Below are 18,718 nucleotides of genomic sequence, written 5' to 3' on the forward strand. Positions count from 1 at the left end.
CATGACCCGCTTCGCCCCCTGGGCCTCCTATCCCGACCAGAGCCGGGGGCGTCGCCATGGCGAGGCCCAGGGGCTGGAACGCGGGCCGCGCGATGCCTTTCAGCGCGACCGTGACCGGATCATCCATTCGATCAGCTTTCGACGCCTGCGCCACAAGACGCAGGTGTTCATGGCCCCCGATGGCGATCATTTCCGCGTCCGCTTGACCCACAGCCTGGAGGTGGCGCAGATCGGTCGGACCATCGCCCGCACCCTGGGGCTGAACGAGGATCTGACCGAGGCGCTATGCCTGGCGCATGATATCGGCCATCCGCCCTTCGGCCATGCGGGTGAGGATGCGCTGAAGGCCGCTTTGGCCGATCATGGCGGCTTCGACCATAACGGCCATACGCTGCGCACCCTGACCGAGATCGAGCGGCCCTATCCGCGCTGGGATGGACTGAACCTCAGTTGGGAGACGCTGGAGGGGTTGGCCAAGCATAACGGCCCGGTGCGCCATCCCGGCTGGGCACTCCGTGAGGCGGATGCGGGCTTTCCGCTCGATCTGGAAAGCCATGCCTCGCTGGAGGCGCAGGTCGCGGCGCTGGCCGACGACATTGCCTATGACAATCACGATATCGATGACGGCTTGCGCGCGGGGCTGTTGACGCTCGACCAGTTGCTGGCGGTGCCCCTGGTCGCGCGCGGCTGGGATACGGCGCGGGCGCAATTCCCCGATGTCGCCCCCAAAAGGCTGGCAAGCGAACTCATCCGGTCGCAGATCGGGGTGATGGTCAATGATCTGGTCGCCGAAACGCGCACCCGCATCGCCGAGAGCGGGGTGGGGGACGTGGCGGACGTTCGCGCGGCGGGCCGGGCGCTGGTCGGCTTTTCGGATGCGATGCGGGTCGAGGAGCGCGACCTGAAGCGCTTCATGTACGCCAATCTCTATCACCACCCGCGCCAGTTGGCGGCGGCGGATGCGGCGCATGGCATCGTGAAGGGGCTGTTCGCGGCCTATCGCGCCGACCCGTCCCAACTTCCCGAGGAATGGCGGGAGCGCTTGCCCGAGGAAGAGCCCGCGCGCAGTCGGCATATCGCAGACTTCATTGCGGGCATGACCGATCGCTATGCCGTGCGGTGCTATCAGCAGGTGGTGGGCGACATCGACCTGCCGGAGGGCTTTTGACGCCGCGATCAAGGGCGTATCGGGGAGTGGATCAGGGTAATGGGGGTGAGAGAAATTCTTGTCTTGGGCATCGTGGCAGCGGCGCTGGCGATGCTCTTCGCTTATGCAGGCGGCGCCCGTGCGGCGAAAAGCGGCAAGCCCAGCCCCGTCAGCATCGGCGCCGGACCATTGAGCCGCGACGATTTTTGGGCGCTGGTCGATCACTCCGCCATCTGGCGCACGGATGCGGACGCGCAAATGGCGGACCTTCGCGCCTCGCTCAATCGGCTGACCCCTGCGCAGATCGTCGCGTTTCAGGGATATTTCGACGAGGCGATGATCGGGGCCTATCGCTGGGACCTATGGGGTGCCGCCTATGTCGCCAAGGGCGGGGCGTCGGATGACGGGTTCGAATATTTCCGAAGCTGGCTGATCGCACAGGGGCACAGCGCCTATGTCAAGGTTCTCGCCGATCCCGATGGATTGGCCGAACTGGCGATCCCGGACGCGGATGACGATCTGGAGTTCGAATCCTTCGCCTATGTCGCGGGGGAGGTCTGGTCGGCGAAGACCGGGCAGGCGGTCACGCGCATGCCGGGGGCGGACGGACGGTCATACCCGAGCCAGCCGGTCGGCGAGCCGTTTCGTGAGGATTCGGCGGAACTCGCCAAGCGCTACCCTGGGCTTTGGAAGCGTTTCGGAAGCTGGTTTTAAGGCGGATCGAGATTCATTTTCACACGAAGACGCGAAGACGCGAAGAATGTGTTCGCGCGGAGGCGCGGAGGGCGCAGAGATGTGGTGCCCGGGGCGATGGCAGTCCATTTTCTTTGCCATACGACGAATAGTGAGGCGCGGTGCCGCGCCTGCCTGATTTCTCTGCGTCCTCTGCGCCTCTGCGCGCAAAAAAGTTGGCGTCTTCGCTTGAAGCTTCACGCTGACGAATGCTGATCCCCCTTGGATCGGAACCCTGTCGGGCTCCCCCAGTCTTCCTTCCTGATCGAGGCGAGAAGGAAGCAAGCAGCCTAAAACGAAAACGGCCCACGCATCCCATCGGATACGCGGGCCGTTCCCCAAGAAAGGGAAGTCGGATCAGCGAGCGCTGGTCTCGACGCCCGAGCCGAGTGCGCCACGGGCTTCGTCGGTGGTGAACGAAACCTGGGTGTTGCCGGTCGTGCCGGTCACGCGGTGGCCCTTCACGACGAAGCGGAACGGCTCGTTGCCCGGATAGCGGCGGCCTTCGATCACGGCTTGGCCGTTCGCGTTGGTGCGGGTGTAGACATAGGTGCTGCCTTCATGGACGAACGACTTCTCGCCCTCGGCGGCGACGGCACCGACGGTGGGGATGGCGGTCGCGGCGATGGCGGCCAGGGTCAGGATGGTCTTGCGCATGATCGAAACTCCCGCTTGTTGGCGTTGAGCCGGATCAGGTCCTCTCGCGCGTTTTCGCGCTTAAACTTTCGTATACCGAAATATTGCGTTGCAGCATGGGCGGCAACTGCAAAGGATTTCCGATCGAGTGCACTGCGCGCAATCGCCCGATCAGGCCATCAAGGCATGATTTGAAGCCGGGCTCCGATTTCGCTAGAGCGCAACGCTTTGCTACCCCGATCGGACGATGTGATGACGCTCTACACCCGCTTTGCCGCGCATATCGATGCGGCGCTGGACACGCTGGTCGCCGCCGGCACGTTGCCCGGCGGGCTGGATCGCCGCAACGTCACGGTCGAGCCGCCGCGCGACGCGAGCCATGGCGACCTCGCCACCAACGCCGCGATGGTGCTCGCCAAGCCTGCCGGAACCAACCCCCGCGCGCTGGCGGAGGCCATCGCGGCCGAACTGGGCAAGCTGGACGAAGTGGAGAGCGTCTCGGTCGCGGGGCCGGGCTTTCTCAACATGCGACTGACCGATGCGGCATGGCGCGACGAGCTGGCTGCGATCCCGCAGGCGGGGGCCGACTATGGCCGATCGACGCGCGGGGCTGGCGTGACCGTCAATATCGAATATGTCTCGGCCAATCCGACCGGCCCGATGCATATGGGCCATTGCCGCGGCGCGGTGGTGGGCGACGCGCTCGCTACCCTGCTGGAGTTTGCGGGGCACAAGGTCATCCGCGAATATTATGTCAACGATGCGGGCGGGCAGGTCGACGTCCTCGCCCGCTCGGCGCATCTGCGCTACCGCGAGGCGCTGGGCGCGACGATCGAAATCCCCGAGGGGCTCTATCCGGGCGAGTATCTGAAGCCGATCGGTGCCGAACTCGCCGCCGAATATGGCGACTGTTACGTGTCCGCGCCGGAGAGCGAATGGCTGATCCTGTTCCGCACCCGCGCGGTGGCGGCGATGATGGCGATGATCCGCGAGGATCTGGCGCTGCTCGGCATCCATCACGACCTGTTTTCCTCCGAGGCAGAGTTGCAGGCAGCGGGCAAGCCCGAGGCCGCCGAGGCCGAATTGCGGTCGCGCGGCCTGGTCTATGACGGCGTGCTGGAGGCTCCCAAGGGCGAGACGCCCGAGGATTGGGAGCCGGTCGAACTGCCGCTGTTCCGCTCCAGCCAGTTCGGCGACGACCAGGACCGCCCGATCAAGAAGTCGAACGGCGCCTGGACCTATTTCGGCGCCGACCTGGCCTATCATTACCAGAAGGCACAGACGGCGGACCAGTTGATCGACATCTGGGGCGCCGACCATGCGGGCACCGTCAAGCGGATCGTGGCGGCGGTCGAGGCGCTAACCGGCGGCAAGACCAAGTTCGACGTGAAGCTGGTCCAGATGGTCCGCCTGCTGCGCGGCGGCGAGCCGGTGAAGATGTCGAAGCGCGCGGGCAATTTCGTGACGCTCGCCGATGTGGTGCGCGAGGTCGGCAAGGATGTGGTGCGCTTCACCATGCTGACCCGGCGCTCGGACGCGCAAATGGACTTCGACTTCGCCAAGGTGGTCGAGGCGTCGAAGGACAATCCGGTCTTCTACGTGCAATACGCCCATGCCCGTATCGCCTCGCTGAAGCGGCGCGCGGCGGAGGCGGGTATCAGCCTGGACAATGGGGGCGGCGCGGCCGACCTGTCCCTGCTTGATACGGAAGACCTGGCGCTGGTGAAGCTGGCGGCGCAGTTCCCGCGCATCGTCGAGACGGCGGCGGCGGCGCGCGAGCCGCATCGAATCGCCTTTTATCTCTATGATCTGGCGGCGGCTTTCCATGCGGCGTGGAATGTCGGTAACGACCGTCCCGACCGCCGCTTCCTGATCGCCGAGAATGCCGAGGTCACGCGCGCGCGTCTTTTCCTCAGCGACGGGATCGGGCAAATCATTCGTAACGGTTTGGCGCTCATGGGTGTCGAAGCGGTTTCGGAGATGAAGTGATGGCGAACGAGATGAACCTGCGCGGCGACGACCGGGAAGAGGATCGCCTTCCCTGGCTGGAAACCGTCGAGCCGGACGAGCCCGAGGGCGTCGGCATCGGCAAGGTGGTGGCGCTGGTCATACTGGGCCTCGCCTTCCTCGCGGCGGTCGGCTTCGGCCTGTACAAATGGCAGGCGCATAGCGCGGCGGCGGACGGCGGCGGTGCGCTGATCGCCGCGCCGGAGGGCGATTACAAGGTGCGTCCGGCCGATCCGGGCGGGCTGAAGGTGAAGGGCGAGGGCAATACCGCCATCGCGACCAGCGCGGGCAAGCCCGGTGGCAACGGGGCGATCGATTTGCGCGCCGTGCCCGAGGCACCGATGAACGGCACCCGCGTCGTCCAGAAGCCTGCCGAGCCCAATGGCGGTCGCAATGCCGTGGCACAGGTGCCCGAATCGGGCGGCAAGCTGGTCGCCCCCGCGCCGGTCACCGCCGCCCGCGCCCCCGCCGCCGCACCGACCGCCAACGGCGCGATGGTGCAACTGGGCGCCTATCCCAGCGAGTCCTCGGCCAACGCCGCCTGGGACCGCTTCTCGAAGCGCTTCTCCTATGTCGCGGCGCTGGGCAAGGTGGTCCAGCCCGTCGAGTCGAACGGCAAGACGCTGTACCGTCTGCGGGTGAATGCCGGTTCGGCCAACCAGGCCGCCAATATCTGCGGCCGCCTTCGCGTGGCGGGCGAAAGCTGCTTCGTCGCCAGCTGATCGATCACGCCCTCCGCCCGCCATGCCGGGCGGGGGGCCGGAGCCTGTTGCCATGATCCCCGTTATCTTCGGCCTGTCGGGCCCGGTGCTGACCCCCGACGAGCGCGCCTTCTTTGCCTCGGTCGAACCGGCGGGCTATATCCTGTTCAAGCGTAATATCGTCGATCGCGCACAGGTCCGCGCGCTGACCGACGATCTGCGCGTGCTGGCGGGACGGGAGGATCTGGCGATCCTGATCGATCAGGAAGGGGGCCGCGTCGCCCGGATGGGGCCGCCCGAATGGCCCGCTTTCCCGGCGGGACCGGCCTTCGCCAGACTCTATGGCACCGCGCCCATGTCGGCGATCCAGGCGATGCGCGCCAATGGCCAGGCACTGGGCGTAATGTTGCGCGAAGTCGGGATCACCGTCGATTGCGCACCCTTGCTCGACGTCGCGCAAGCCGACACGACCGAGGCGATCGCCTGCCGCGCTTATGGGGCCGAGCCGATGCAGGTCGCCGCGCTGGGCCGGGCGATGCTGGAGGGGCTGGCGGCGGGGGGCGTGGTCGGCGTGGTCAAGCACATGCCGGGCCATGGCCGCGCGCTGGTCGATTCCCACCATCTGCTCCCCACCGTCACCGCCAACGAGACGGAACTGGAGGCCGATCTGGAACCCTTCCGCACCCTGAACGCCGCGCCGATGGGCATGACCAGCCATATCGTCTTTCAGGCATGGGATGCCGAGCGCCCCGCGACCCTGTCGCCGGTCATCGTCGAGCAGGTCATTCGCCAGCGGATCGGTTTCGACGGACTGCTGATGACCGACGATATCGACATGAAGGCGTTGTCCGGCACCGCAGGCGAGAAGGCGGCGGGAGCCCTGTCGGCGGGGTGCGATCTGGTCCTGGATTGCTGGGCGCGGATGGACGAGATGGTCGAGATTGCGGGCCGCGTGCCCCCGATCACCGAACAGGCCCGCGCCCGGCTGGACCGCGCAATGGCGAGCGTCGGACCGGGCGAGGGTGATTTCGACGAACTGATCGCCCGCCGCGACGCGCTCTTGGCCCTCGTCAACTAGCAGCGATCGACATTCAGATAGGTCCTTCTTTTCCCTCTCCCCGATCCACGGGAGAAGGAATGATCGACCATGGCTCGCCAATAGGGTTGCCTCAGGCTAAGGTTCCGTTCGATGACGGGGGAACAGCTGACGCTCGATCTGGACGGGTGGGAAGGGCCGTTGGACCTGTTGCTGTCGCTCGCGCGGTCGCAAAAGGTCGATCTGCGACAGATTTCCATCCTCGCCTTGGTCGAGCAATTTCTGCGCTTCGTCGATCGGGCGGGGCGGATGCAGCTGGAACTGGCCGCCGATTATCTGGTGATGGCGGCGTGGCTCGCCTATCTCAAATCCGCGCTGCTGCTGCCGCGCCAGCCCGAAGAGGAGCCCGATCCGGAAGAGATGGCGCTGCGCCTGCAACTCCGGCTCGAACGGCTGGCGGCGATGCGCGAGGCGGGCGCGCGATTGATGGCGCGCGATCGGCTGGGACGCGACGTCTTCCCGCGCGGCGCGCCCGAAGGGCTGGCGGTGCAGCGCAAGGCGATGTGGCAAGCCGAACTCTATGACCTGATTGCCGCCTATGGCCGGATCAACGCCCGCACCCGCCCGGTGATGCATGTCGTCGCCGACCGGCAGGTGATGACGCTGGAGGCCGCGCTGGAGCGGGTGTCGATGCTGGTCGGCAGCCGCATCGACTGGTCGGCGATCGAGACCTTCCTGCCGGACGGCAGCGAGCGGCTGCGTCGGTCGGCGCTGGCGTCGAGCTTCCTGGCGGTGCTGGAACTGGCGCGTCAGGGTAAGGTGGAACTCTGCCAGACTGCCCCCTTCGCGCCGCTGCTGATCCGTCAGCCCGCATGAGCCCGATCGACCCGGTCGTCCGCGCGGTGGAGGCGGTGCTGTTCGCCTCGCCCGAGCCGATGAGCCTCGATTCGATCCGCGCCTATGTCGGCACCGGCAAGGGCGGCGACATCCGATCCGCGCTCGATACGCTGGAAGAACAGTATCGCGGGCGGGGGATCACGTTGGTCCGTCGCGGCGACCGCTGGCATTTCCAGACCGCGCCCGATCTGGCGCATCTGCTCCGCCGCGACCGCGAGGAGGCGCGGCGACTGTCTCGTGCCGGGATCGAGACGCTGGCGATCATCGCCTATCACGAACCCGTCAGCCGCGCGGAGATCGAGGCGATTCGCGGCGTCGCCATTTCCAAGGGCACGCTCGACGTGCTGATGGAGGCGGGCTGGGTCCGCCCCGCCGGGCGGCGCGAGGTGCCGGGGCGGCCGCTCCTCTATGCGACGACGCCAGCCTTCCTCCAGCATTTCGGGCTGACCAGCCGACGCGACCTGCCCGGGATCGAGGATCTGCGCGCCGCCGGGCTGCTCGATCCGGTCGATCTGGCGCTGGAGCGGATGGGCGAGGACGACAGGCCCGCCGATGCGCGCGACGATGACGGCCAGGACGATTGATCGCTTTCCTTTGCGTCATGGCCGCGTCACAATGCTCCGCCACGGCACCACCTCATCCTCATCGTGCCGTTCGCATCGCTCGACCATTGCCGCTGGCGATGCCAAGGCCTAGATAGATGATAGATTCCTAGGAGACGTGCCATGGGCAGCTTCAGCCCGATTCACCTTCTCGTCCTCGCGATCGTCGCGATCCTTCTGCTCGGCGGTGGCCGCTTCTCCAACCTGATGGGCGACGTCGCCAAGGGTGTGAAGAACTTCAAGAAGGGCATGGCCGAGGAAGACGAGAAGCCCGCCAAGCCATCGGCGCGGATCGAGGCGCAGAAGTCCGCCGAGCCCGCCTTCGACCGCGATGGCGAGCGCGTGCGCGACGATCGTTGATCCGGTTCGCCTTCTAACACCGGATTTTCATGTTCAACATCGACTCGAGCGAGTTCCTGCTGGTCGCCATCGTGGCGCTGGTCGTGATCGGTCCCAAGGATTTGCCCAAGGCGATGCGTGTCGTCGGCTATTGGGTGGGCAAGGCGCGTGGCGTGTCGCGCCAGTTCCGGCAGGGCTTCGACAATATGGTGCGCGAAGCCGAGCTGGAGGAAATGGAGAAGCGCTGGGCGGCGGAGAATGAGCGCATCATGCGCGAACATGCCGCCGACGCGCCGTCCGCTCCTGCGCTCGACGCCCCCCATGCCGGTTCCGAACCCGCGGCCCATGCGGCGGACGGGGACCAGGCGGCGCATCAGGACCATAGCGACCAGCCGGTCATGGTCGAAAAGCCGGTCGTCGCTCCCGCACCCGCCGAGCCCGCGCCGCATGGCCCGCGTCCCAATGAGGGGGCGGCGTCATGAGCGAGGATCATGACGAGATCGACGCCAGCCGCGCGCCCCTGCTCGAACATCTGATCGAGCTGCGCCGCCGCCTGCTCTATTGCATCATCGCGATCGCGCTGGGCTTCGGCGTGTCGATGTATTTTTCGGAATCGATCTTCGGCTTCCTGGCCAAGCCGCTCTTGGCGGCGGGGCAGGGCAAGCTGGTCTATACCGAGATTTTCGAGGCGTTTTTCGTCCAGGTGAAGGTCGCCTTCTTCGCCTCGGTGATGATCGCCTTTCCGGTGATCGCGAACCAGCTTTGGCAGTTCGTGGCACCGGGGCTGTATCGCAAGGAAAAGCGCGCGCTGTTGCCCTTCCTGCTGGCGACGCCGGTGCTGTTCCTGATGGGCGCGGCGATGGCCTATTACATCGCCATCCCGATGGCGCTGCACTTCCTGCTGGGCTTTGACGGCGTGGTCGGCGGCGTGCGGCGAGAGGCCTTGCCCGCGATCGGCAATTACCTGTCCTTCATCATGCAGTTCCTGTTCGCCTTCGGCCTGGCGTTTCTGCTGCCGGTGCTGCTGATGCTGCTGGAGCGCGCGGGGATCGTGACGCGCAAGCAACTGATCGGTGCGCGGCGCTATGCGATCGTCGCGGCGACGGCGGTCGCGGCGGTGCTGACCCCGCCCGACCTGATGTCGCAGGTGCTGCTCGCGGTGCCGCTGATCATCCTGTACGAGCTGGCGATCATCGGTATCTGGTTCACCGAGCGGTCGCGGTCGAAACAGGCCGCGGTCGAGGATGCCGACGCGACGGCGTGATCGCTTCCGGGTTTTTGGGGAGGGTCTCGACGGAAGTCGGGGCCCTTTTCGTTTGGGGTGGGGGCAGGGCGTGGCCTTCGACTTCGCTCAGGCTGAACGGAGCGAGGGGGGCGATGATCCCCAACCGCCGTTCAGCCTGAGCGAAGTCGAAGGCCAAGGGACCTCACTCCCCCCCGGCACCACTCCATAACGAAAAAGGGCCCCGACGCTGTCCGTCGAGGCCCTTTTGCCTGTCAGCCGGGTGAGGGGCTTACTTGGCGTCGTCCGCCGTCTTGGCGACCGTGTTGCCCGCCGAGCTGACGTCGCGACCCACGCCTTCGACGGTGTTGCAGGCGCTGACCAGCAGCGCACCGGCGACGATCGCCAGACCCATGAGCTTACGCATTCTCTGTCTCCTCTACGAAATCCGTCTCGGCCCAATGCCTCAACACGGCATTCGTTCCGGTGCTGTCACGGATGATCGGGGGAAGGCGGTGAAAAAGATTAAGGCCTGGAAGCGTCACCGGGGGGGGGAGGGTGGACGCTTCCAGGCCTATGTCTTGGACAGCGAGAGCGGGGGGGCATAAGTTCGCTATCCGAAGAGCAGAACCCACCGCCGGGCCGTCGGTTCCCGGCTTTTTTCGCAATTGCGAATCTTTTTCCGAACGTCAGTCGCGCCCGACGATCGGCACGGCGATCTCATAGGCGCCGGTCAGCGGATCATGGTGCAGCGGGGCGCGAAGCTGTCGTGCCAGCCCTTCCATCACGCGGCCATAACGCTTGCCGATCAGGTGGCGAAGCTCGTCGGTTTCGACCAGGGCGCGCGATACGACCCGGACTACCGCACGACCCTCCCGCTCGGTAGGCTTGATCGCGACGCGGATCTGCGCCGCTGGGTCGCAGTTCATCGCCAGTTCGATCGTCTCGGTCACGAGGAACGCGACGGCGACCGCCACGTCCTGGTTGACCAGCAACGGCGCAACGTCGAGCGAGATGCCGATCCCGGCGGCATTCTCCGGCGCGGTGGCGCGGATATTGGCGGCCAACTCGCCGATCATCGTGCGCAGGTTCAGCCCGCGATTTTCTTCCAGCTCGGCGAAATGATGGCGGTGGACGACCGCCAAGGCATCGACCCGCCGCTGGATCGAGGAATAGGCCGCCATCGCCTCGGGGCCCGTCGCGCCGCGCGCGTGGAAGTTGATGAGGCTGGAGATGACCTGAAGGTTGTTCTTGACCCGGTGATGCACCTCGCGGGTCAATTTGGTCTGGCGTACCAGTCCTTCGGCAAGCCCCGCCTCATGGGTGGCGACGGTCCGGGTGATCGCCTCGAATGTGTCGGCCAGGTCGCGGATTTCCTGGGCGGGGGCCGCCTCGACCCGACTGATGTCCAGGACTTCGCCGGGCTGATAGGTGGCGACGATGCCCCGCAACTGGCGGAGCGGCCGGATGAGCAGCCGGTCCACCACGAACCATCCGATCAGCACCGCCGCCAGCCACATCAGCAGCGGCAGCGCCAGCGCGACGATCAGCGACGAGGTGATGGGGGCACTCGGCGCCGAGGTGCGCAGGACCAGGCCCGCAATGCCCAGGTCGGTGCGGATGGACTTCATCCGCTCCAGCGCCCCGCGCTTCGGCATGTCCTCCAGGGTCAGCGATTCACCGTCCAGCTCCAGTGCCGAGGCGATCGGGCTGGCATGGCTGTTCTGATCGATCAGCGATTGAAGGAAGGGCAGCGGGAAGAAGGCGCGGGCCTGGGCCCGTCCATCCTGATGCGCGACCGACAGGACCAGTCCCTTGCCCGGCAGGATGTCGGCCCCGATCGGCGATCCGCTGACCGGCATGGGCAGCGCGGCGGGCAGGGGATCGCCGCACAGCGTCCGCCCCGAACGATCGGTGATCAGGAACCGCGCGCCGGTCAGCGACTGCTGGGCGAAGACGCCCTGTGCCCGTGCGCAGCTCGGCGTGTCGAGCGGGTCCTGGCCCATGGCGCGGACCGCGACGCGCAGCGCGGTCATGTCGCCCATCAACTCGGTGGCGATGGCACGCGCGTCCTCGTTCGCGGCGATGCGCAACCGGCCGCTGGCCTCGCTATCGGCGAGCCGCGTCGTCTGGAGCGTGGCGAAGACCGCGATGGCGGCCAGGATCAACAGGGTACCGCCAAGAACGAAAACGAGTTTCGCGCCCGTCGTCAAACGCGGCGGGGCGGGGCGGAGGCGTTCGGGAACCTCTGTGTCTTGGGATGGTGCGCTGGCCATGCGGCCGGTCGTCAACCCAGCTTGCTGAGAAGGTCAAGCATCTCGTCAGGAATCTTTTCGTCGACGGTCTTTTGATACGCCTGGCGAAGTGCCGAGCCCGCATCCTTCTCGCCACCCTTTTGAGGAGCGGATGACGGCGTCTTCTTCGTCTTGTTGCCCAAACTCAAAATATCCCCCTGCAACGACCCACAAAGCGGGGCAACCGACGTGTCGACGCACCATGGCGCCGCCGGTCGGCGTTACGCCAGAGCCATAGTTGATGTGGCGATGAAACCAAATTCGATCTTGTTGGTTCCCGATGCGATACGAAAAATCCGAAGGTCGGTTCCGTTCGCGGCTGCCAGAGGGGATTTCGGGAAACGGCATTGAAAACCGGCGCGGCGGCCAGCACATGAGTCACCGCGAATATCTCAGGGAGTGATTATTACCCATGTCGCTTGGACAGCAGCTTGCGCCCCATCTTCCCTTCCTGCGGCGCTACGGCCGGGCCCTGACGGGCAGCCAGATGCACGGCGACAAATATGTTCGCGCCACGCTGGAGGCAATCGTGGCAGCCCCCGACCAGTTCCCGCGCGACGTCGATCCGCGCCTGGGGCTGTACCGGATGTTCCAGGGCATCTGGTCGTCGGCCAATTACGACGAACTCGACAATGACGGTGCGGATGCCGACGGCAATGAAGGGGTGGCGCGCGCGCGTCTCGCCCGCATGACCCCCTTGTCGCGTCAGGCGCTGTTGCTGACCGCGATGGAGGGTTTCACGCCCGAGGATGCGGCCTATCTGATCGATGTCGAGCCCAGCGAGGTCGAGGCGCTCGTGTCCGAAGCGCTGGCCGAGATCGAGCAGCAGACCCGTGCCCGCGTGCTGATCATCGAGGACGAACCGATCATCGCGATGGATATCGAGACGATCGTGCGCGACCTGGGCCATGAGGTGACCGGCGTCGCCGTGACCCGCGACGAGGCGGTCGCGCTGGCGATGGAGGATCGTCCGGGCCTCGTCCTGGCCGACATCCAGCTTGCCGACGACAGTTCGGGCATCGACGCGGTGAAGGACATTCTGGCCGAATTCGAGGTTCCGGTGATCTTCATCACCGCCTTCCCCGAACGGCTGCTGACCGGCGAGCGGCCGGAGCCGACCTTCCTGATCACCAAGCCCTTCCAGCGATCGACCGTGAAGGCGGCGATCAGTCAGGCGCTGTTCTTCGATCAGAGCACGGTCCCGGCCGAATAAGACCGGGCGGGGTGTTCATGGGGAAAGATCGTCGGTTACGGACCCAAAACGGTTAACAAGCGTTGAGGTGGACATGGCTGATCCAGAACACCCCATTCATGTTTCCCGAGAGGATGCGCGGGCAGGATCGACACCGCATGTCACGCGGTACATCCTGCCCATATCGCTGGCCCTGGTGATCGTGATCTTCGCCTATCTGGTGTTGCGCTGATCCGCGTGCGACGACCGGACGGGGCTATTATGACCTTGGCAAGGCTGGCCTTTCCCGGCCGACAACCCTATATTCCGAAGCGGTCGTACCGTCGGCCGTTTCCGACGATCGGATTTTCATGACGCAGCCACAGACGCGGGACGATATCGAGGCCGACGCACCCGTCGAGCACGTCGCCCTGCCCGATTCCGAATTCAAGGCCGAGCTGGCGCGTGTGATCCCGCATCTTCGCGCTTTCGGACGTTCGCTGTCCGGCAGCCGCGATCTGGCCGACGATCTGGTGCAGGAAACGCTGCTCAAGGCCTGGGCCGCGCGCCAGCGATTCCAGGCGGGCACGAATATGCGGGCCTGGACCTTCATCATCCTGCGCAACCTGTATCTGTCGCAGATGCGTCGTGCGCGCTTCAAGGGCGAGTGGGACGATCTGGTCGCCGACCGTATCCTGGCGGCTCCGGCCAGCCAGGACCGCCATGTCGAACTGGGCGATATGCAACGCGCGCTGATGCACCTGCCGCAGCCGCAGCGCGAAGCGCTGATCCTGGTCGGTGCGGGTGGCTTCGCCTATGAAGAGGCGGCGGAAATCTGCAACGTCGCGGTCGGCACGATCAAGAGCCGCGTCGCGCGTGGCCGCGTCGCGCTGGAGGCGATCCTGACCGAAGGCTCGCTGCCATCGCGTCGCCTGCACGAAACCGACAGCAGCAAGACCGCGCTCGACACGATCATGGGCGATGTCGACCAGTTGAGCGGCGGGCGGTAATTCCGCGTCCGATGATTTCGCGACCGCCTCGATCCATGGGTCAGGGCGGTCGTTTTGCGTCCGGTCCCGGCGGTGAGTGATCCCTCGCTGGGTTGGGAAGGGGTGGCGGAGCGGTTCGCCGCTCTCCGAACCGATATCGGCGTCGATGTCCTGCTTCGCTGGGCCGAACATGTCCGTCCCGGCGGCGCTATCGTGGATATCGGATGTGGGACCGGCCTTCCGATCGGGCGGGCGCTGAGCGATGCGGGCTTTCGCATGTTCGGGATCGATCCGTCGCCGCCATGTGCCAAGCGCGGTCACGGCGGAGGAAGGGGTCGAAGCCAGCCGCTTTTTCGACCGCCGATACGATGGCGCGGTCATGGTCGGACTGCTCTTCCTGCTCAGCGAGGAGCGACAGCGCCAGGTCCTCGCCCGCATCGCCGACATTCTGCACCCCGGTGGGCATTTGCTGTTCAGCGCACCGGAACAGTCATGTCAGTGGACCGACAGCCTGACCGGCCAACTTTCCCGATCGCTCGGTCTTGCGGAGTATCGCCGCATTCTCAACGAGATCGGTTGCCCACTGGTCGAGTGCTATCGGGATGAGGGGGGCAACCATTATTGCTACGCCCGGCGGTCGGATTATCGAAGCTGATCCGACCGGGTGCCGGACACGCCGCGAATCCGGTCGAGGTGCGCCAGGAGCCGGACCCAGGGATCGGGTAGCCGCGACGGCTCCGAAAAGGCGGCGCGCAACGTCATGCCGATATCGTCCACGCGGCGCGGCGCGGGCACGATCCGGATATCGTTGGTCCAGGGGTCTGTAGTCGTCATACGATCATAACGAACTTGGTCTTGACAAGTTCAAAACATTATGAAGCGATTCTCGTCATCACATGGAAAGCCTTGGTCCATATGCCGCGTCGGGATAGACGGGACGCATGAATGCGTTTCCGGCCAGCGGCCCGATCATGAGCCTGCCCGATGCGGTCGCCCGCGCGCGGCGGCATTCCTCCTTCCTGGCGATGCTGCTCGATCGGGAGCGGGGGATCGAGGCCAAGGCGCTGGACGGTATTCTGGCCGAGCCGAGCGCGCCCGACCCCGATCTATCGGTGGGAACGGCACTGCGGCGGCAGCGGCGCGCATTGGCTTTGACCGTGGCGCTGGGCGATCTGGCGGGGGTCTATGACCTGACCGAGGTGACGGGGCGGCTGACCGATTTTGCCGACCATGCGCTCGACCGTGCGATCCGGGCGGCGATTGAGGAGCGGACGCCGGGTGCCGAGCCCGTCGGCTTCGCCGCCATCGCCTTGGGCAAGCAGGGCAGCCGCGAACTCAACTATTCGTCCGACATCGACCCCATCCTGCTGTTCGACCCGAAGACCCTGCCGCATCGCCCGCGCGAGGAGCCGGAGGATGCGGCGGTCCGGATCGCCAAGCGGGTGGTCGAACTGCTCCAGGCGCGCGACGGCGAGGGCTATGTGCTGCGCGTCGACCTGCGGCTGCGCCCCTCGCCCGAAGCGACACCGATCGCGATCCCGGTGGAGGGGGCGATCGCCTATTATGAAAGCCAGGCGCTGACCTGGGAGCGGGCGGCGTTCATCCGCGCCCGCGCGGCGGCGGGGGACATGGCGCTGGGACAGCGCTTCCTCGACGCGATCCGCCCGTTCGTCTGGCGGCGGGCGCTCGATTTCGGGGCGGTGGGCGAGATTCGCGACCTGACCCACCGCATCCGCGACCATCATGCGCAGGGGCAGGCGATGGGCCCCGGCTATGACCTCAAGCGCGGGCGTGGCGGCATTCGCGAGATCGAATTCTTCGCGCAAATCCATCAGTTGATCCACGGTGGCCGCGACCCCGCCCTTCGCGCGCCCGCCACCCGCGACGCGCTGGCGCGGCTGGCGGAGGCCGGGCGGATCGATGCGGGAGAGGCGGCGGCGCTGTCCGATGCCTATGTCCTGCTGCGGACCATCGAGCACCGGGTGCAGATGATCGACGATCGCCAGACCCATCAATTGCCGCTGGGCGATGGATTGGGGCGGGTGGCGCAACTGCACGGGCTGGCCGATGGCGAGGCGCTGGTCGCGATGCTGGCCCCGGTGACGGCAAAGGTCGGGCGGTTCTACGACGCGCTCGATGTCGATGAGCGGCCGCGCCTGCCGCATGATCCGGTGCTGCTCAACCAGCGGCTGGCGGCGGCGGGGCTGCGCGATATCGAGGCGGCGGCGCGGCGGATCGCGGCGTGGCGCGGCGGCGACTATGCCGCCTTGCGCAGTCCGGCGGCGCGTGAGGCGCTGGACGCGGTGCTGCCGACCCTGGTCGAGGCCTTGGGCGAGGCGCCGGACCCCGATGCGGCGCTGCTCAAGCTCGATTCGCTGTTCGAGCGGATGACCAGCGCGATCAACATCTTCCGCCTGCTGGAGGCGCGACCCGGCCTCGCCAGCCTGACAGTCGAGATCCTCAGCCATGCGGCGCCCCTGGCGGGCGAACTGGCCCGGCGTCCCGCGCTGCTCGACGGGTTGATCGACGCCTCCGCGTTCGAGCCGCTGCCCGCCGTCGAACATCTGGAACGCGCCATGCGTGGGGGTGAGGCGGGGCAGGATTATCAGGACAGGCTCGACCATGTCCGCCGGGTGGTCGGCGAATTGCGGTTCGCCTTGGGGGCGCAGATCGTGGCGGGGCGGGCCGATCCGCTGGAGGTGGCGGGCGGCTATGCGCGCGTCGCCGAGGCGGCGGTGGGGGTGCTGGCACAGGCGACGGTGGACGAATTCGTCACAGCGCATGGCCGGGTGCCCGATAGCGAACTCGTGATCCTGGCATTGGGCCGGATGGGCGGCGCGGCGCTGACCCATGCATCGGACCTCGACCTCGTCTATCTGTTCACCGGCGATTTCGCCGCCGAGTCCGATGGCCCCAAGCCGCTGGGGGCGACGCTTTACTATAACCGGCTGGCGCAGCGGGTGACGGCGGCGCTGTCGGTCCCGACCCAGGCGGGGCCGCTCTATCCGGTCGATACGCGACTGCGGCCCTCGGGTACGCAGGGGCCGCTGGTCGTCTCGGTGGAGAGTTTCGCGCGCTATCAACGCGAGGATGCCTGGACCTGGGAGCATATGGCGCTGACCCGCGCCCGGCCCATCTATGGATCGGCGAAGGCGCGGAAGGCTGTCGCGTCCGTTATTGCCGACGTGCTGAACGGCAACCGCCCCCCGCGCGATGTGGCGGCGGAGGCGGGAGAGATGCGGACCGAGATGGCACGGCACAAGCCGCCGCAGGGACCGCTGGACGTGAAGCTGCTGCCAGGCGGGCTGGTGGATCTGGAATTCGCGGTGCACCGGACGCAACTGACCCGGCGGACCGGTTTCGACCCCGATCTGGGCCGGGCGATCGCGGCTCTGGTGGGGCAGGGGCTGATGCCCCCCGGCATGGCGACGGCGTATGACGTGCTGACCCGCGCACTCGTCGCCTTCCGCCTGCTGGTCCCCGATGGGCAGGAGCCGCCAGAGCCGACCCGCCCGCTGATCACACGCGCCATGGGGCTGGCCGACTGGGACATGGTGGTTGCCACGCTGGAGGCGACGCGGCAGGAGGTCGGCCAAGTCTGGCAAGAAGGAGTGGGCGATGGAACAGGGTGATCCGATTCCGGCGGTGACGGTCGCGACGGCGGCGGGCGAGCCGCTGGCACTGGGCGAATTGGCCGGGCCGTTGGTCGTCTATTTCTATCCCAAGGACGACACCAGCGGCTGCACGCGCGAGGCGCAGGACTTCACCGCGCTGGCCGGGGCGTTCGCCGAGGCGGGCGTGCGGGTGCTTGGCATTTCCAAGGACAGCCCCGCCAAGCACCGCAAATTTGCCGAGAAGCACGCGCTGACCGTCGAACTGGCGAGCGATGAGGACGGCGCGGCCTGCGAAGCGTTCGGCGTCTGGGGCGAGAAGATGCTCTACGGCAAGGCCTATATGGGGATCGAGCGCGCGACCTTCCTGTTCGGTCGCGACGGGATGCTTGCGCGAAGCTGGCGCAAGGTGAAGGTGCCCGGCCATGCCGAGGCGGTGCTGGAGGCGGCGCGCGCGCTTTGACGACGATCGCCGGACGGTGCGCGGCGGTGCTGCGCGAGAGCGAGCCGCTGGCCAAGGTACGGCTGGCGCGGCAGGTCGCGCGCGAGTGGCGGCGGGGGGCGCTGGCGCATCGTTTCGACATCGCCATGCCCGATGCGCCGGGGCGGCCCGACCGGCCCGAATTGCTGCCCCCCAATCGGATGCCCAAGCGCGGGCGCGGGGGTTCGGAAAAGGGGCGGATCGCGCTGCTCCACGCGCTGGCGCATATCGAGTTTTCGGCGATCGACCTGGCGTTCGACGCGGCGGGGCGGTTCGGCGGGCAATTCCCACGCAGCTTCGTCGACGACTGGATTTCGGTCGGCGCGGACGAGGCGATGCACTTCGCCGTGCTGCACCGGCGATTGCGCACCTTGGGTTCGGGCTATGGCGAATTGCCCGCCCATGCCGGATTGTGGGAGGCGGCCGAGGAAACCGCGCATGACGCGATGGCGCGCCTCGCCATCGTGCCGATGGTGCTGGAGGCACGCGGGCTCGACGTGACGCCGGAGACGGTGGCGCGGTTTCGCGGCGGCGGTGACGAGGCGTCGGCGCGCATCCTCCACCGCATCTATACCGATGAGATTCGCCATGTCGGTTTCGGCGCAAAATGGTTCGGCTATCTGGCCGCCGGGCATGACATCGAGCCCGCCGCGTACTGGCAGATGCTGGTCCGCCGCCATTTTCGGGGGGCGGTTAAGCCACCGTTCAACGTTTCGGCGCGCGAGTCAGCCGGTTTGACGCGGGATTTCTACGAACCACTTGCGGACATGGAACCCATGACGGCACAAGCTGACCGTCTGTAACGCGGTGGGGCTGCGAAACAGCATTGGATGGACGAAGCCGGCAAACCCGC

General features: G+C 66.8%; 22 protein-coding genes. 17 read left to right on the forward strand and 5 right to left on the reverse strand.

What is annotated here, in order from left to right; genetic code table 11:
• Position 1: 1 nt before the first annotated feature.
• Both QE379_RS07525 and QE379_RS07530 read left to right on the forward strand, forming a co-directional pair.
• Positions 2-1,168, forward strand: coding sequence for a deoxyguanosinetriphosphate triphosphohydrolase (locus tag QE379_RS07525; protein ID WP_306999353.1), 1,167 nt, complete (start codon positions 2-4; stop codon positions 1,166-1,168).
• Between the two features lie 72 nt (positions 1,169-1,240).
• On the forward strand, positions 1,241-1,861 hold the full coding sequence (locus QE379_RS07530; protein ID WP_306999355.1) for a DUF4240 domain-containing protein: 621 nt from the start codon (positions 1,241-1,243) through the stop codon (positions 1,859-1,861).
• A gap of 375 nt (positions 1,862-2,236) precedes the next feature.
• Here the strand turns inward: QE379_RS07530 and QE379_RS07535 are convergent, their stop codons facing one another.
• Complete coding sequence (locus QE379_RS07535; RefSeq protein ID WP_306999357.1) at positions 2,237-2,536, reverse strand: hypothetical protein; 300 nt, start codon at positions 2,534-2,536, stop codon at positions 2,237-2,239.
• 231 nt (positions 2,537-2,767) lie between these two features.
• Between QE379_RS07535 and argS the strand changes: the two genes are divergently transcribed.
• The 8 genes from argS (at position 2,768) to tatC (ending at position 9,361) form a co-directional block, all read left to right on the forward strand.
• Positions 2,768-4,504, forward strand: a complete 1,737-nt coding sequence (argS, locus tag QE379_RS07540; RefSeq protein ID WP_307003132.1) for an arginine--tRNA ligase — start codon at positions 2,768-2,770, stop codon at positions 4,502-4,504.
• The gene (locus QE379_RS07545) at positions 4,504-5,244 is read left to right on the forward strand and encodes an SPOR domain-containing protein (RefSeq protein ID WP_306999359.1); all 741 of its coding nucleotides are present in this window, start codon (positions 4,504-4,506) and stop codon (positions 5,242-5,244) included. The genes argS and QE379_RS07545 overlap by 1 nt, the downstream gene beginning before the upstream one ends.
• Positions 5,245-5,296: 52 nt before the next feature.
• Positions 5,297-6,301 carry a glycoside hydrolase family 3 N-terminal domain-containing protein gene (locus tag QE379_RS07550; protein WP_306999361.1) on the forward strand — a complete coding sequence of 335 codons (1,005 nt, stop codon included), beginning with the start codon at positions 5,297-5,299 and terminating at the stop codon, positions 6,299-6,301.
• Between the two features lie 111 nt (positions 6,302-6,412).
• Positions 6,413-7,135 (forward strand): ScpA family protein, encoded by a 723-nt coding sequence (locus QE379_RS07555; RefSeq protein ID WP_306999364.1) that lies wholly within the window; start codon positions 6,413-6,415, stop codon positions 7,133-7,135.
• Positions 7,132-7,740, forward strand: a complete 609-nt coding sequence (gene scpB, locus QE379_RS07560) for an SMC-Scp complex subunit ScpB (protein WP_306999366.1) — start codon at positions 7,132-7,134, stop codon at positions 7,738-7,740. Before QE379_RS07555 ends, scpB begins: the two co-directional genes overlap by 4 nt.
• A 141-nt stretch (positions 7,741-7,881) precedes the next feature.
• Positions 7,882-8,118, forward strand: coding sequence for a Sec-independent protein translocase subunit TatA (locus tag QE379_RS07565; protein WP_007405493.1), 237 nt, complete (start codon positions 7,882-7,884; stop codon positions 8,116-8,118).
• Positions 8,119-8,147: 29 nt separating this feature from the next.
• Complete coding sequence (gene tatB / locus QE379_RS07570) at positions 8,148-8,579, forward strand: Sec-independent protein translocase protein TatB (protein WP_306999368.1); 432 nt, start codon at positions 8,148-8,150, stop codon at positions 8,577-8,579.
• Complete coding sequence (gene tatC, locus QE379_RS07575) at positions 8,576-9,361, forward strand: twin-arginine translocase subunit TatC (RefSeq protein ID WP_267434816.1); 786 nt, start codon at positions 8,576-8,578, stop codon at positions 9,359-9,361. The genes tatB and tatC overlap by 4 nt, the downstream gene beginning before the upstream one ends.
• Positions 9,362-9,611: 250 nt before the next feature.
• On the opposite strand, the gene QE379_RS07580 is transcribed toward tatC, so the two are convergent.
• The 3 genes from QE379_RS07580 to QE379_RS07590 form a co-directional block, all read right to left on the reverse strand.
• Positions 9,612-9,746, reverse strand: a complete 135-nt coding sequence (locus QE379_RS07580; RefSeq protein WP_007405456.1) for an entericidin A/B family lipoprotein — start codon at positions 9,744-9,746, stop codon at positions 9,612-9,614.
• Positions 9,747-10,008: 262 nt separating this feature from the next.
• Positions 10,009-11,595, reverse strand: a complete 1,587-nt coding sequence (locus QE379_RS07585; protein ID WP_373461743.1) for a sensor histidine kinase — start codon at positions 11,593-11,595, stop codon at positions 10,009-10,011.
• Between the two features lie 11 nt (positions 11,596-11,606).
• Entirely contained in the window at positions 11,607-11,756 is a 150-nt protein-coding gene (locus QE379_RS07590; RefSeq protein WP_267434814.1) for a NepR family anti-sigma factor, read from the reverse strand.
• A 269-nt stretch (positions 11,757-12,025) separates the two neighbouring features.
• On the opposite strand from QE379_RS07590, the gene QE379_RS07595 reads away from it, so the two are divergent.
• From QE379_RS07595 to QE379_RS07610, 4 genes are all read left to right on the forward strand, one after another.
• Positions 12,026-12,826 (forward strand): response regulator, encoded by an 801-nt coding sequence (locus tag QE379_RS07595; protein WP_306999374.1) that lies wholly within the window; start codon positions 12,026-12,028, stop codon positions 12,824-12,826.
• 73 nt (positions 12,827-12,899) lie between these two features.
• The gene (locus QE379_RS07600; protein WP_306999376.1) at positions 12,900-13,037 is read left to right on the forward strand and encodes a hypothetical protein; all 138 of its coding nucleotides are present in this window, start codon (positions 12,900-12,902) and stop codon (positions 13,035-13,037) included.
• A gap of 118 nt (positions 13,038-13,155) precedes the next feature.
• Positions 13,156-13,794 (forward strand): sigma-70 family RNA polymerase sigma factor, encoded by a 639-nt coding sequence (locus QE379_RS07605; protein WP_306999377.1) that lies wholly within the window; start codon positions 13,156-13,158, stop codon positions 13,792-13,794.
• A 241-nt stretch (positions 13,795-14,035) separates the two neighbouring features.
• On the forward strand, positions 14,036-14,428 hold the full coding sequence (locus tag QE379_RS07610) for a class I SAM-dependent methyltransferase (protein ID WP_306999379.1): 393 nt from the start codon (positions 14,036-14,038) through the stop codon (positions 14,426-14,428).
• Here the strand turns inward: QE379_RS07610 and QE379_RS07615 are convergent.
• Positions 14,416-14,607 carry a hypothetical protein gene (locus QE379_RS07615; protein ID WP_306999381.1) on the reverse strand — a complete coding sequence of 64 codons (192 nt, stop codon included), beginning with the start codon at positions 14,605-14,607 and terminating at the stop codon, positions 14,416-14,418. The genes QE379_RS07610 and QE379_RS07615 overlap by 13 nt on opposite strands.
• Positions 14,608-14,714: 107 nt before the next feature.
• On the opposite strand from QE379_RS07615, the gene QE379_RS07620 reads away from it, so the two are divergent.
• From QE379_RS07620 to QE379_RS07630, 3 genes are read left to right on the forward strand one after another with little or no spacing between them, the layout of a single operon-like run.
• Entirely contained in the window at positions 14,715-17,405 is a 2,691-nt protein-coding gene (locus tag QE379_RS07620) for a bifunctional [glutamine synthetase] adenylyltransferase/[glutamine synthetase]-adenylyl-L-tyrosine phosphorylase (RefSeq protein ID WP_306999383.1), read from the forward strand.
• The gene (locus QE379_RS07625) at positions 17,392-17,847 is read left to right on the forward strand and encodes a peroxiredoxin (protein ID WP_306999385.1); all 456 of its coding nucleotides are present in this window, start codon (positions 17,392-17,394) and stop codon (positions 17,845-17,847) included. The genes QE379_RS07620 and QE379_RS07625 overlap by 14 nt, the downstream gene beginning before the upstream one ends.
• Positions 17,844-18,668 carry a ferritin-like domain-containing protein gene (locus QE379_RS07630; RefSeq protein WP_306999387.1) on the forward strand — a complete coding sequence of 275 codons (825 nt, stop codon included), beginning with the start codon at positions 17,844-17,846 and terminating at the stop codon, positions 18,666-18,668. The genes QE379_RS07625 and QE379_RS07630 overlap by 4 nt, the downstream gene beginning before the upstream one ends.
• Positions 18,669-18,718 lie beyond the last annotated feature (50 nt).

This window comes from Sphingomonas sp. SORGH_AS_0879 (assembly GCF_030819175.1).
In the GTDB taxonomy this organism is placed as follows: domain Bacteria; phylum Pseudomonadota; class Alphaproteobacteria; order Sphingomonadales; family Sphingomonadaceae; genus Sphingomonas.

Bases quoted from the DNA above. Each gene is read 5' to 3' on its own strand.
- QE379_RS07525 (WP_306999353.1), top strand. From the start codon at position 2: ATGACCCGCTTCGCCCCCTGGGCCTCCTATCCCGACCAGAGCCGGGGG.
- QE379_RS07535 (WP_306999357.1), bottom strand. From the start codon at position 2,536: ATGCGCAAGACCATCCTGACCCTGGCCGCCATCGCCGCGACCGCCATC.
- argS (WP_307003132.1), top strand. From the start codon at position 2,768: ATGACGCTCTACACCCGCTTTGCCGCGCATATCGATGCGGCGCTGGAC.
- QE379_RS07545 (WP_306999359.1), top strand. From the start codon at position 4,504: ATGGCGAACGAGATGAACCTGCGCGGCGACGACCGGGAAGAGGATCGC.
- QE379_RS07550 (WP_306999361.1), top strand. From the start codon at position 5,297: ATGATCCCCGTTATCTTCGGCCTGTCGGGCCCGGTGCTGACCCCCGAC.
- QE379_RS07555 (WP_306999364.1), top strand. From the start codon at position 6,413: ATGACGGGGGAACAGCTGACGCTCGATCTGGACGGGTGGGAAGGGCCG.
- scpB (WP_306999366.1), top strand. From the start codon at position 7,132: ATGAGCCCGATCGACCCGGTCGTCCGCGCGGTGGAGGCGGTGCTGTTC.
- QE379_RS07565 (WP_007405493.1), top strand. From the start codon at position 7,882: ATGGGCAGCTTCAGCCCGATTCACCTTCTCGTCCTCGCGATCGTCGCG.
- tatB (WP_306999368.1), top strand. From the start codon at position 8,148: ATGTTCAACATCGACTCGAGCGAGTTCCTGCTGGTCGCCATCGTGGCG.
- tatC (WP_267434816.1), top strand. From the start codon at position 8,576: ATGAGCGAGGATCATGACGAGATCGACGCCAGCCGCGCGCCCCTGCTC.
- QE379_RS07580 (WP_007405456.1), bottom strand. From the start codon at position 9,746: ATGCGTAAGCTCATGGGTCTGGCGATCGTCGCCGGTGCGCTGCTGGTC.
- QE379_RS07585 (WP_373461743.1), bottom strand. From the start codon at position 11,595: ATGGCCAGCGCACCATCCCAAGACACAGAGGTTCCCGAACGCCTCCGC.
- QE379_RS07595 (WP_306999374.1), top strand. From the start codon at position 12,026: ATGTCGCTTGGACAGCAGCTTGCGCCCCATCTTCCCTTCCTGCGGCGC.
- QE379_RS07600 (WP_306999376.1), top strand. From the start codon at position 12,900: ATGGCTGATCCAGAACACCCCATTCATGTTTCCCGAGAGGATGCGCGG.
- QE379_RS07605 (WP_306999377.1), top strand. From the start codon at position 13,156: ATGACGCAGCCACAGACGCGGGACGATATCGAGGCCGACGCACCCGTC.
- QE379_RS07610 (WP_306999379.1), top strand. From the start codon at position 14,036: ATGCGGGCTTTCGCATGTTCGGGATCGATCCGTCGCCGCCATGTGCCA.
- QE379_RS07615 (WP_306999381.1), bottom strand. From the start codon at position 14,607: ATGACGACTACAGACCCCTGGACCAACGATATCCGGATCGTGCCCGCG.
- QE379_RS07620 (WP_306999383.1), top strand. From the start codon at position 14,715: ATGAATGCGTTTCCGGCCAGCGGCCCGATCATGAGCCTGCCCGATGCG.
- QE379_RS07625 (WP_306999385.1), top strand. From the start codon at position 17,392: ATGGAACAGGGTGATCCGATTCCGGCGGTGACGGTCGCGACGGCGGCG.